The 13244-nt window shown below is 51.5% G+C and carries 10 protein-coding genes; all 10 read left to right on the top strand.

Annotated features, from left to right (window positions below):
* Nucleotides 1–109: 109 nt before the first annotated feature.
* Nucleotides 110–2350, top strand: a complete 2241-nt coding sequence (locus DPQ25_RS11165) for a penicillin-binding transpeptidase domain-containing protein (protein ID WP_112333260.1) — start codon at nucleotides 110–112, stop codon at nucleotides 2348–2350.
* Between the two features lie 75 nt (nucleotides 2351–2425).
* Complete coding sequence (locus tag DPQ25_RS11160) at nucleotides 2426–2884, top strand: hypothetical protein (RefSeq protein ID WP_112333259.1); 459 nt, start codon at nucleotides 2426–2428, stop codon at nucleotides 2882–2884.
* Nucleotides 2885–2924: 40 nt separating this feature from the next.
* Nucleotides 2925–3956 (top strand): phospho-N-acetylmuramoyl-pentapeptide-transferase, encoded by a 1032-nt coding sequence (gene mraY / locus DPQ25_RS11155; RefSeq protein WP_112333258.1) that lies wholly within the window; start codon nucleotides 2925–2927, stop codon nucleotides 3954–3956.
* A 154-nt stretch (nucleotides 3957–4110) separates the two neighbouring features.
* Nucleotides 4111–5286, top strand: coding sequence for a putative lipid II flippase FtsW (ftsW, locus tag DPQ25_RS11150; protein WP_242978311.1), 1176 nt, complete (start codon nucleotides 4111–4113; stop codon nucleotides 5284–5286).
* 27 nt (nucleotides 5287–5313) lie between these two features.
* The gene (gene murG, locus DPQ25_RS11145; RefSeq protein ID WP_112333282.1) at nucleotides 5314–6429 is read left to right on the top strand and encodes an undecaprenyldiphospho-muramoylpentapeptide beta-N-acetylglucosaminyltransferase; all 1116 of its coding nucleotides are present in this window, start codon (nucleotides 5314–5316) and stop codon (nucleotides 6427–6429) included.
* Between the two features lie 87 nt (nucleotides 6430–6516).
* Nucleotides 6517–7770 (top strand): UDP-N-acetylglucosamine 1-carboxyvinyltransferase, encoded by a 1254-nt coding sequence (murA, locus tag DPQ25_RS11140; RefSeq protein ID WP_112333256.1) that lies wholly within the window; start codon nucleotides 6517–6519, stop codon nucleotides 7768–7770.
* 23 nt (nucleotides 7771–7793) lie between these two features.
* Nucleotides 7794–8651, top strand: a complete 858-nt coding sequence (locus DPQ25_RS11135) for a cell division protein FtsQ/DivIB (protein ID WP_112333255.1) — start codon at nucleotides 7794–7796, stop codon at nucleotides 8649–8651.
* Nucleotides 8652–8854: 203 nt separating this feature from the next.
* Entirely contained in the window at nucleotides 8855–9979 is a 1125-nt protein-coding gene (ftsZ, locus tag DPQ25_RS11130; protein ID WP_112333254.1) for a cell division protein FtsZ, read from the top strand.
* A 368-nt stretch (nucleotides 9980–10347) separates the two neighbouring features.
* Nucleotides 10348–11742, top strand: coding sequence for an asparagine--tRNA ligase (gene asnS / locus DPQ25_RS11125; protein WP_112333253.1), 1395 nt, complete (start codon nucleotides 10348–10350; stop codon nucleotides 11740–11742).
* A gap of 217 nt (nucleotides 11743–11959) precedes the next feature.
* Nucleotides 11960–13243: an aminotransferase class I/II-fold pyridoxal phosphate-dependent enzyme gene (locus DPQ25_RS11120; RefSeq protein ID WP_112333252.1), complete on the top strand. Its 1284-nt coding sequence runs from the start codon at nucleotides 11960–11962 to the stop codon at nucleotides 13241–13243.
* Nucleotide 13244 lies beyond the last annotated feature (1 nt).

Raw genomic sequence — 13244 nt, 5'->3', positions numbered from 1 at the left:
GGGACTTACTGGATATGGAAGTTAAGACTTGATCTTGACTTCCATTTTTATAGGATTGAGCCGTAGGGCTTAGACGGCAGTTTGCGCTGCAGAAAGGTGTGGTGGCTAGATGGCGAAGGGACCAACCGTACGCATGTGGCGGCGGACCACTTTTGTGCTCTTGTTTTTAATTATTGGCGGCTTTGGAACAATCATTGTCAGTTTGTTTCATTTGCAGATTATCCAAGGCGAAGAGCTCCGCACACGGGCAATTAACATACAGACGCAGGATGTTTCCCTGACCGCACAGCGGGGAACCATTTATGATGCCAATATGAAGGTGCTTGCACAGAGCGCTACCGTGTGGAAGATAGTGCTCAACCCGAACTATGTCAAGGATGACGAAACCAGGACGTTGATTGCCAACGGCCTGGCAGAAATTCTGGATATGGAGCCGGATGATATTATGAAGGCTCTGCAGAAAAAAACCTTTTATTACAGAATTAAGAGCAAGGTTGAGACCGATGTCAAAAACGAGGTCCTGAAGTTTAAAAATGACAATGAGCTGGGCAATGCGATTATTTTGGAGGAGGACTTTAAACGCTATTACCCCTATAATTCCCTGGCCTCTACGGTCCTCGGCTTTACAAACTCGGAAAATCAGGGCGTTATTGGCGTAGAGGCTTCTTATAACGATTATCTCTCGGGCGTTTCGGGCAAACTGGTTACCGCGAGAAACGCCCGCGGAACCGATATGCCGTTTCAATATGAGCAAAAGGTCGACGCACAGAATGGCTACAGCCTAGTGCTGACGATTGATGAGGTTGTCCAGCATATTTTGGAGAAGGCAGTGGAGGAAGCTGCGGTTAACTGCGGCGTGCGAAACCGTGCCTGCGGCATTGTTATGAACGTAAAAACCGGCGAGATCCTGGGAATGACGGTCAAGCAGGATTTTGACCCTAACAATCCCTCTGAACTGGCTGACGAAACAGAAAAGGCCCAGGTAGCAGCCCTGAGCGGCGACGAGCAAGCGGCGGCAAAGAAAGAAGCGCTGGAAAAGCAGTGGCGTAATAAATGTGTCAGCGACACCTACAACCCCGGCTCTGTTTTCAAGATGGTTACTGCCGCAATGGGGCTTGAGGAAGGGGTTGTTGATGAGAGCTCCCCCTTTAGCTGTAGCGGGCATTATGTTGTCGGCGGCATATCCATCGGTTGCTGGCGTACGGCCGGGCACGGCAGCGAAACCTTTGCCCAGGGCCTGAGCAATTCCTGCAACCCTGTATTTATGCAGCTGGGCGAGCGCCTGGGGGCAGATACTTTTTTCAAATATTTCGAGGCCTTCGGTATGACGCAGAAGACCGGGATTGACCTGCCGGGTGAAAGCGAGGTCAGCAAGAGCCTTTATTATGATGCCGCGGGGCTGGGGCCGACACAGCTTGCGACCTCAGCGTTCGGACAGACCTTCCGCGTGACGCCGATCCAAATGATCACTGCTGCGGCAGCTGTAGCGAACGGCGGCTATATGGTGCAGCCACACGTTGTCAGTAAGATTATTGATGATGACGGCAACATCGTCAAAACCATCGATACATCTGTAAAACGCCAGGTGATTTCCGAGGATACCAGCAAGCGCGTCAGTAAGATGCTGCAGGATACCGCGACCACCGGCACCGCCAAAAACGGGTATATTGCCGGCTACCGCATCGCGGGGAAAACCGGAACGTCGGAAAAAATTGACGAATGGAATGCTCAGGGCCGCGAGGGTGAAAAGAGATACATCGCATCCTATTGCGGCTTTGCGCCGGCGGATGACCCGGAAATTGTTATGCTGGTGTTTTTTGATGAACCGCTTCCGCAAAACGGCCAGGTGTTCGGCAGTGCAATTGCGGGCCCCCCGTTTGCACAGACCATGTCGGAGATTTTGCCGTATTTGGGAATTGAGCGTAAATATACCGAGGAAGAACTGCAAAAGCTGGACACCACAACGCCGAGTGTCACCGGCAATGAGCTTCGGACGGCAAAGGAGACGATCAGCAACGCCTCGCTGAGCTGTAAGGTCATGGGCTCCGGAGATACGGTTGTCGCTCAGATTCCAGAGGGAGGCAAGGCGATCCCTAAAGGCGGCACGGTGATCCTTTATACGGACGAGAGCAGCACCGAGACGACGGTTGAGGTGCCGGCGCTGACAGGTTTGACCTTGTCTCAAGCGAACGAAACCGCGGCACAGTATAATTTGAACCTAAAAATCACAGGCGCAGCGCTGACTGGCAGCAATGTTACGTCGGACACACAGGACATAGAGCCGGGAACCAAGGTGGCGCCCGGAACGGTTATTACAGTTAATTTTGTAGATAAAGAAGCGGTGCATTAAAGAGGAAGGCGTGTTTGTACGATGAGTGGTTGTAATTGCAGGCCCAGGCGGGTCTATTTACCTCCAAAGGCACAAATGACGAAAGCGCTTCTGGCTTGGATTGTTCAGTCCTGCGGGCGGGAGCTTGAGCTGCTTCCGCTTACCGAAATGAAGGGAGGCGCCGCCGGAGACATGGCGGTGTTTACTTCAGAGGATTTCCTTGCTGAGCCGCTGCCTGGCCCCGGGATGGATTGTATTGCCGACATCAGGCTGCGGCCGGAGCTGGCCAGCTGTGGCGCGCACCTGGTGACCTTTTCAGACAGCAGCGACAGCGCGGATTTTACGGCGCGCAATATTCGTGTGGCCGGCAGCGCGGCCGCGTTTGAAATTGTTGGCATTGGACTGATTGGAAGAGTAAGGCTGAACGGAATGGCGGATCGCGGTGCGGTATTGCCGGCCATTGCGGCGGCAGCCGCTGCGTTGACAGCCGGCGTACCGTTTGCGATAATGATGGACGCTTTAAATTCATTTCCGGCTTCTGCTTATTTGGGCTGACCGATGACTATAAACTTCAGAGTAAAAGGGGAATTTTGAAATGGATGGGATTTGGACAATGGTTGCGGCGGCAATTGCCTTTGCCATTACAGCACTGCTGGGGAAATGGATGGTCCCTTTTCTGCACAAAATCAATTTTGGCCAGACAATCCGCGAGGTTGGGCCGAAGTGGCACCAAAAGAAAAACGGTACGCCGACCATGGGCGGCTTCATGTTTATGATTGGTATTGTTACCGCTTGCGCGATCTGCCTGCCAATCTACCTTTTCAGCACCGAAGGCGGGAAGCTGGAGCTGACGCTGGGCTTTCGGACCACTCAGGTAATCGCGGGCATTTTGATGGCGGTGTGCTTCGGCATGATTGGGTTTCTGGATGATTATATCAAGGTTGTAAAAAAGCGGAACCTGGGGCTGAATGTACGCCAGAAGCTGGTGCTGCAATTCCTGGTAGCCGGCGCATATCTTCTGTCGGTCTACCTCTCAGGGGGAAGCTCGGCAACCTATGTCCCTTTGGTAGGACTGGTGGATTTGGGTGTTTTCTACTGGATTTTATCGCTCCTTGGAATTGTCGGGGTTGTCAACGCCGTTAATTTTACAGATGGAATTGACGGCCTGAACGGTTCGGTCACCTTTTTCTACAGCACCTTTTTTATGCTGATGTCAGGCCTGCTGGAGTACTACGGCACCAGCATTGTGGGGGCGGCGACCGCGGGCGCCTGCCTGGGCTTTCTAATTTGGAACTTTAACCCTGCTAAGGTGTTTATGGGCGACACCGGTTCGCTGTTTCTCGGCGGCATTGTATGCGCGCTTGGCTTTGGCATGAATATGCCTATTCTTATTTTGCTGGTCGGCATTGTCTATATTGTTGAAATTGTTTCAGTAGTCATTCAGGTGGTGTTTTTCAAGCTCACCCATGGGAAACGCGTTTTTAAAATGACGCCAATCCACCATCATTTTGAAATGTGCGGCTGGAGCGAGGTGAAAATCTGCGTTGTATTCTCTTTGGTAACGATTCTGACCGGAGCGCTTGCGACCTGGATGGTTTTAACCAGTTTTTCCGGATTTTACGGATGAAAGAAACCGGAATAGATATACTATGAATATTCTTGTTTTTTAGACCTCTTTAGTAGAAGAAAGGAAGTGCCGCTTCATGGCTGTGCGCGCGAAAGAAAGAACCGCCCCCAAACGCCGGGGAGAGGGTACGCCGTCAAAAACGGGGCCTTCCGGAATGCTGAGGAGGGTCAAAAAAAAGTTTAAGCTTTTTTCTGTACGCAGCGGGATGGACCTGCCGTTGTTTTTCTTGGTGCTGGTACTTCTGACGATCGGGCTTGTCATGCTGTTTTCCGCCAGCTATGCCTATGCATACTACAATATGAATGGTGACAGCTACTATTTTATTCGGAACCAATCCATTTTTGCGGTTGCCGGCGTTATCATCATGGTGCTGGTATCATATTTTGATTATCACCATTTTCATAAATTTGCCATTCCCATCCTGTTGGTTACCTATATCATGCTGGTGTTGATGCTGGTCGCCAGAGATACCCCTCTGGTGCCGAACATCAAGGGGGCGTACCGCTGGCTGTACATCGGCCCGGTCAATTTCCAGCCCTCTGAAATCGCCAAATTTGCGTTAATCCTAATTTTTGCCCATCTTATTTCTATTAATTTTGATAAGATGCAGACCTTCCGTTATGGTGTGCTGCCCTATGTGCTTATATTGGGGTCTATCGCGGGCCTAGTGGTTATGGAAAATCATATGTCTGCAACCCTGATTATTCTAATGCTCGCCGGCGTTATGCTGTTTGTCGGGGGCGTAAAGCTGCGCTGGTTTGGTCTGGCGTTCGGCGCTTTGGGGGCAGCGGCAGCCTACCTGTTGTTTTTTACGGATAAATTTACGTATGCATATGCCCGCATTGCCGCCTGGCAAAATCCATTTGACCCCAACGCTACCGCGGAGATTCTGGCGGACACCTGGCAGACACGGCAGTCGCTCATGGCGATTGGCTCCGGGGGACTGCTGGGGCTGGGGCTGGGGCAATCCCGGCAAAAATACCTGTATCTGCCCGAGCCGCAGAATGACTTTATTTTCTCCGTACTATGTGAAGAATTGGGATTTATCGGCGCGCTGATTGTTATTATTCTATTTGCGATGCTTATCTGGCGCGGAATTACCGTCTCGCTGAGGGCGAAAGATAAATTCGGCATGATGCTGGGAGTCGGGCTTACGGTTCAAATCGGCATTCAGGTTATTTTGAACATCATGGTCGTAACCAACACCATTCCCAATACAGGGATCAGCCTGCCCTTTTTCAGTGCCGGCGGTACCTCTTTGATTATCCTGCTGGCTGAAATGGGGATTTTACTTTCAATCAGCCGAAATTCCGCGATTGAGAAAACATAGAGAAACAGGGTGAACGTAATGAAGAGTATGAAAATTCTTTTTGCCGGAGGGGGAACTGCCGGGCATATCAACCCGGCGCTGGCAGTAGCCGGAACCATAAGGGAAAAAGAACCCGGCGCCCAAATACTATATGTAGGTGCGAAGGGCGGCATGGAAGAGCGGCTGGTACCCCAATGCGGCTATACATTCCGCAGCATTACCATCGCGGGTTTTCAGCGCAAGCTTAATTGGAAAAATTTAAAAAGGAATGTACAGAACGTGGCGCACCTTTTTACATCGACACAGGAGGCCAAGCGGATTATTCAGGAGTTTAAGCCGGATGTCTGCATGGGTACGGGCGGCTATGTGAGCGGCCCGGTCATCCGTGAGGCTATGAAGCTGGGCATCCCGTCGGTTATTCATGAGCAGAACGCCTATCCCGGGGTGACCAATAAGGCGCTGAGCAAGCGGGCAGCAAAGACAATGCTTGCCGTCATGGAGGCCCAAAAGTATTTGCCGGCTTCGGCTGCGTGCGTGCTTACGGGCAACCCAGTGAGACCGGAAGTGATTCGCGCCAAAAAGCTGGAGGCCCGAGCGGCGCTTGGCCTTGACAGCCGGCCGCTGATTTTGAGCTTCGGCGGCAGCCTGGGCGCGCGCAAGATTAACGAAGCGGTTGCAGATCTGCTGGCTTGGAGCGCACAAACAGACCGGTTTCAGCACATCCACGGTTACGGCCAGTGGGGGAAGTGGTTCCCTGGTTTACTGAGGGAAAAAGGGGTTTTGCTGGAAAAACATAAGAATATTGATATTCGGGAATACATTGATAATATGCCGCTGTGCCTTGCCGCTGCGGACTTGGTGATTTGCCGCGCAGGAGCCATTACGCTTTCAGAGCTGCAGGTGCAGGGAAAGGCCTCCATCCTGATCCCATCGCCCAATGTGGCGGAAAATCATCAATACCATAATGCAATGGCGCTGGTCAACCAAAACGCGGCCTCCATTTTAGAGGAAAAGGATCTGTCGGGGGAAACGTTGACCGGACGTGTAGAGGAGTTGTTCAGGGACCCTAAAACCATAACAGAGCTGGGGGGCAATGCAAAAAAAATGGCAATCCTGGATGCCAATGAACGCATTTATTCAATCCTCCGGGGACTTGTAAACTGAGTTTCACAGCGCTGGAACACCCCGCATAGTATGGAATAATTCTGCGAGAAATCGTAGAACGAGTTTCATATGTAGAGGGGAATTACGATGGCCAATTTAGTAATACAGGGGCCCAGCCGCCTGAATGGAGCCTTGTCGGTGCATGGCGCGAAAAACAGCACGCTTCCCTTGATGGCCGCAACCTTGCTTTGCGATGGAGAGTGCGTGCTACATAACTGCCCTCAGTTATCGGATGTAGACGCCTCGACAAGAATCCTGAGGCATCTAGGCTGTAAGGTGATCAGAGAGGGCAGCACGGTTACCGTGGATGCAAGAAATGCGCAATATTGGGATATACCGGATGCGCTTATGCGGGAGATGCGTTCCTCGATTGTTTTTTTGGGCGCGATTATCAACCGCATGCACAAGGCTACGCTTTCTTTCCCCGGGGGCTGTGAGCTGGGCCCACGCCCGATCGATCTTCATTTGCAGGCTCTTCGCAAGATGGGCGTGCTGATTGAAGAGGACCACGGCTGCCTGTCCTGTAGCGTGCCGGAGCATTTGAAGGGGGCGTCCATTGGCCTTTCCTTCCCCAGCGTGGGCGCAACGGAGAATATTTTGCTTGCCGCCGTATGTGCGGAAGGGATTACAGTAGTTTCCAATGCCGCACGTGAGCCTGAAATTTGCGATTTAGCGGATTTTCTGAATGCCTGTGGTGCGAAAATTCATGGCGTTGGCGACAGCACGATCATTATTGAAGGGGTTCGGCATTTGAGCGGCTGCGAGCATCGCGTCATCCCCGACCGGATCGCCGCGGCGACCTATCTCAGCGCGGCGGCAGTAACCGGGGGGGATATCGAATTAAAGGATGTTGTTCCCGCGCATCTGCTGCCGGTGCTCCCTGTCTTTGAGGAGAGCGGCTGCGAGGTCAGCGTGGACCAAAACAGAATCCGCCTGAAGGCGCCGGACCGGCTCTCGCGTGTGAAGAGCATCCGCACAATGCCCTATCCCGGTTTTCCGACGGATGCGCAGGCGCCGATTATGACAATGACCTGTCTGGCGAAGGGAACCAGTATTTTTGTGGAAAATATTTTTGAAAGCCGTTATAAGCATGTCGGTGAACTGCTTCGCCTGGGAGCCAATATTAAAGTGGAGGGCCGTGTAGCGATTGTAGAAGGCGTGGAGCGGCTGTCCGGCGCACCGGTTGAAGCGGCGGACCTTCGCGGCGGCGCGGCGCTGGTAGTCGCGGGGCTGGCTGCGGGCGGAATTACACGTGTCGGCGGCATTCATCATATTGACCGCGGCTATGAAAATATAGAAGACAGCTTCAAAACACTGGGTGCTGAAATCAAACGAATTTAGGCAAACATAAAGGAAGTGGAAAAATGAGCAGACCAAACCGTGGAAGAAATGCGGCGATCCGGAACCGCAAAAGGAAGCGCCGGCTGCTGTTCTTTTATGCCTCCATGTTTTTTATTGTGCTTTGTGCGGCGCTCATTCTTGCGCTTACCATTTTATTTAAGGTGGAGGCCATTGAGGTTCAGGGGATTTCCCGTTATTCCACAGAGGAGGTGACGGAAGCTTCCGGGCTTGAAAAGGGCGATAATTTATTTTTAGCAGATCTTGGCGCCGCTGAGAAGGCGGTGGAGTCAAAGCTGCCCTATGTAAAGGCGGCACATATTTCATTGAGCCTGCCGGATACCTTTGTCATCGATGTGGAGGAGGATCATGCCGCCGCTGCCTTTACTTACCAAAACCAATACCTCCTGGTCGGCAGCACAGGAAAGGCGTTGGAGATTTCGGATGAAAAGCCGGCGGGCTGCCCGCTCATCAAGGGCGTGCAGGTAGCCTCGGCGGAGCCGGGGAAAGAGGTTGTCTACGAGGATGAGAACGTAACATCCACCTTTACAGAGCTAATGCAGGCAATAGCGGACAGCGGCCTGGATAAAATCACAGAGATCGATTTAAGCTACCTGTATAAGGTTCAACTGCTTTATGATGACAGAATCACAGTAAATCTAGGCATGCCGGTTGATTTTGACTATAAGCTGCGCGTAATCTTTAAGCAAAGCCTGCTGGATGGGGGCAAGCTGACGGATTCGGACAGGGGAACCCTGGACCTGTCCCTGGTAAAGGACAATAATAAGTCCTATTTCTCACCGGAAACATCTTCCAGCAAATCCGAAAGTGCCTCACAGGAGGGCGGTGAATCCGGTGCTTCCCCGGCTGGTTCGGAGGAATAGCGCCGGTAAAAAATAAAATGGCTCAGAAATCCTGAGAAATGTGTATTGTTTAAAAATACTTATTGAAATTATGAAGCAAACGTGTTAAATTATACTTATATTGGTTTCTTTAGCTTTAGTTGAAAATTTGGTACTGCATATGGTAGCGTTTTCATGTGCTGCTTATTGAATATGACGTTTAAATTTAAGGAGGACGCGGCAAGATGTCTTTTGAGATTGAGAATGATTTCGATAATAACGGAGTTCAGATAAAAGTAATTGGTGTCGGCGGCGGCGGCGGCAACGCAGTGGACCGCATGGTGACAATGGGTGCGAAGGGCATGGAGTTTATTGCCGTTAATACCGATCATCAGGCTTTGGAGCGCTCCAAGGCCACGCAGAAAATTCAAATTGGTGAAAAGGTCACCCATGGGAAGGGCGCTGGCTCCAAGCCGGAAATCGGGCAGAAATCTGCGGATGAAAGCCGTGAGGCGATTTCCGCGGCAATCCGTGGCAGCGACATGGTGTTTATTACTGCAGGTATGGGCGGCGGCACGGGTACCGGCGCTGCGCCGGTGGTGGCAGAGGTTGCCAGGGACATGGGAATCCTGACGGTTGGTATTGTGACAAAGCCGTTTCTGTTTGAGGGTAAGCGCCGCATGGAGCAGGCTGAGAATGGAATTTCTGCTCTGCGTGAGCATGTAGACTCCTTGGTAGTCATTCCAAATGAACGTTTAAAATTAGTCAATGAGCAGAAAATTACCTTGTTGAATGCGTTTTCTATCGCCGATGACGTTTTGCGCCAGGGTGTACAGAGTATTTCCGACTTGATTAAGCTGCCCGGCCTAGTAAACCTGGACTTTGCCGACGTTACGGCAGTAATGAAGGATGCTGGCTACGCGCATATGGGCGTGGGCAGGGCTTCAGGCAAGGACAAGGCGGAGGCTGCGGCAGAGATGGCGATCTCCAGCCCGTTGCTTGAGACAGCCATTAACGGCGCCAAGGGCGTTATTATCAATATTACTTCTTCTCCGGACATTGGCCTGGAGGAAATTGAGGTGGCCTCGTCCATGATTACCTCTCAGGCACATGAGGACGCCAACATCATCTGGGGTGCGGCCTTCGATGAAACAATGGAAGATGAGATGAGTGTAACGGTAATTGCAACCGGGTTCCCAACGCATGACGGGGACAGAGGAACCGCAGCAGAGAGCAGCAAACAGCCGGCGGGAAACAGCTCCTCGACAGGTGGCGCCAGCCGTACTGCGGATAAACCGTCCACCCGGGATCAGTCTGTTCTGGGGGATGAGGATTTCACGGATATTATGTCTATTTTTAACCGCAAATAAACAGTTTTTGTCCCGGTTAAAGCACATATTGACCGTTCGCAATGAAGGTATTTTACCTTTGCTGTGGACGGTTTATTGTATAATTGGGAAATTAAAGTACGAAATAATAAAAAAAAGGTCCATTCCGAATGATAAACCCGGTGCTTCCATGGTGCGCAGCTGCCGGTGGTTATGGGGAAAAGGCCGCAAGATGGACCGGGCAAAGCGCCGCCGTACTTGTGTTTTATATGAATCTGTTATATAATTACAAAAATAGGAAAAAACAGTAAGGGGCAATGCGTTAAGGCCAGGGGTGAAGGGCCGCGCGACAGTTACAGAATAGTCTTTTATGATTTTATATATTTTGAGCTTGGAGGTAATGAAAGCACATGGATAGGGTTGAAATCGCGAAGCTGTTTGCAGACAAAGAGTTTTACGCGGAAAAGACAATCACGGTATGCGGTTGGATTCGCACGATACGCGATTCCAAGGCGCTTGGATTTGTGGACTTAAATGATGGCAGCTGCTTTAAAGGGCTTCAGGTTGTTTTGGAAGAACAGAATCTGACAAACTTTAAGGATATTGTAAAACTGAATGTCGGGGCCGCCGTCAGCGTCACGGGTACGATTATTTTAACACCGGAAATGAAGCAGCCCTTTGAAATGCATGCTCAGCAGGTTGAAGTGGAGGGGGCATCCACACCGGATTATCCTTTGCAGAAAAAGCGCCACTCCGTGGAGTTCTTGCGTTCAATAGCCCATCTGCGTCCCAGAACAAACCTGTTTAGCGCGGCTTTTCGGGTACGGTCTGCCGCAGCTTTTGCGATTCATCAGTTTTTCCATGAAAATGGTTTTGTTTATGTGCATACGCCGATTGTTACCGGCAGCGATTGTGAGGGCGCCGGAGAGATGTTTACCATTACGACGCTGGATATGGACAATGTCCCCAAGACGGAGGACGGCAAGGCAGACTTTGCCGGTGACTTCTTCGGCAAACATACCTCCTTGACGGTATCGGGCCAGTTGGAGGCGGAATGCATGGCAATGGCTTTTGGCAAGGTCTATACGTTTGGCCCGACCTTCCGTGCAGAGAACTCCAATACCCCGCGCCATGCTGCTGAGTTTTGGATGATTGAGCCAGAGATTGCCTTTGCTGACCTTGCCGGCGATATGGATCTTGCCGAAAAAATGGTTAAGTTCGTCATTCGCTCGGTTTTGGAGGCTTGTCCGCAGGATATTGAATTTTGCAACCAATTTGTTGACAAAGGCCTGCTGGAACGGCTCGAGCAGGTAGCGAGCGCAGATTTTGGCCGCGTTACTTATACTGAGGCAATCGAGCTTTTAAAGAAAAATAACGGCAATTTTGAATATCCGGTAGAGTGGGGCTGCGATTTGCAGACAGAGCATGAGCGTTATCTGACGGAGCAGGTTTTCCACAGGCCTGTGTTTGTGACGGATTACCCCAAGGAGATCAAGGCCTTCTATATGCGCCTGAATGATGACGGCAAAACGGTGGCGGCAATGGATATGTTGGTTCCCGGCATCGGCGAGCTTATTGGCGGCAGCCAGAGAGAGGAGCGCCTGGAGGCCTTGCGGCAGCGTTTGCAGGAGCTGGGTTTAAGCGAAGAGGACTATTGGTGGTATTTGGACCTTCGGCGTTATGGCGGTACCAAGCATGCCGGCTTTGGCCTGGGCTTTGAACGCTTGGTTATGTACTTGACGGGAATTTCCAATATCCGCGATGTTTTGCCGTTCCCGCGCACTACGGGTGTAGCGGAATTTTAATTTATAGCTTTCACAGCGTTGGGGCGCAGAAGCGGGGCATAGACCTGGCTTTTGCGCCTTTTATGTGCCGGTATAGCGTGTTAAACAGAAACCAGCCGAAAAAAACTTGTTTCATAGGCTAATATGAAGGAATATGAAATTTATCTTGCATTTTTATGGCGTTTGGAATACAATATTAACAGTTGAAGTTTGTATTTTTGCATTTTATTAAAGGGAGATGCGCAAATTGAACTATTGCGAGATGTCTGAGGAGCAACTGAAGCTGAAGAAGGCCGACCTGGAAGAACGCTATGCCGCGTTTAAGGCTAGGGGGTTAAAGCTTAATATGGCCAGGGGCAAGCCCAGCACAAAGCAGCTGGAGCTCTCCATGCCGATGCTCGATCTTTTAAATTCAAGCTCACAGCTGGTTTCCTCGACTGGGGACGATTGCCGGAACTATGGCGTTGCGGACGGCTTGCCGGAGCTTCGCGAGCTTTTTGCACAGATGATGGGCCTGGAGGCAGGCAATATCATCGTAGGCGGGAACTCTAGTCTAAATATGATGTTCGACACCATTTCCTGCGCGATGACGCACGGATTTTCGGATTGTAAGCCCTGGGGCCGCCAGAACTGTGTGAAATTTTTGTGCCCGGCGCCGGGCTACGACCGCCATTTTGCCATTTCTGAGTATTTTGGTATGGAATTGATTGCGGTGCCGATGACGCCGGAAGGGCCGGATATGGATCTGGTAGAGGAGTACGTCAAGGATCCCTGCGTCAAGGGGATTTGGTGCGTGCCGAAGTATAGTAACCCGCAGGGGTATACGTACTCGGACGAAACCGTGCGGCGCTTTGCGGCGCTCAAGCCTGCGGCGGCGGATTTCCGTATTTTTTGGGATAACGCCTATTGCGTGCATGACCTGACGGATTGTCCGGAGAGTCTGTTGAGCCTCTGGGAAGAGTGTAGGAAGAACGGCTCGGAGGATTTGCCGATATTCTTTGCTTCCAGCAGTAAAATTACATTTCCTGGCGCCGGTGTCGCCGCGATGGGGGCCAGCGAGGCCAACCTGAAGGAACTGCGCCGCCATTACTCCTTCCAGACGATTGGCCCGGATAAGCTCAACCAGTTGCGGCATATTTACTTTTTGCCCAACATGGAGCGTGTAAAAGAGCAAATGGCACACCACCGTGCAATTATTGCGCCGAAGTTTGAGGCAGTCATACGTTGGCTGAAGAAGGAACTCGGCGGTAAGGGGATCGCCGCCTGGACGGAACCCAACGGCGGTTATTTTGTCAGTGTGGATGTTCTGGAGGGCTGCGCCAAGCGTGTGGTGGAACTGTGCAAGGAAGCCGGCGTTGTATTGACCGGCGCGGGCGCGACTTATCCTTACGGCAAAGACCCGCAGGACAGCAATATCCGTGTGGCCCCGACCTACCCGCCGATTGAAGAGCTGGAGCTGGCGATGGAGCTGTTCTGCCTTAGCGTAGAATTGGCGGCTGTAGAAAAGCTTTTACAAAAATAAC

This window comes from Hydrogeniiclostridium mannosilyticum (assembly GCF_003268275.1).
Lineage (GTDB): Bacteria > Bacillota > Clostridia > Oscillospirales > Acutalibacteraceae > Hydrogeniiclostridium > Hydrogeniiclostridium mannosilyticum.
This window is presented reverse-complemented; position numbering and strand designations above follow the sequence as displayed.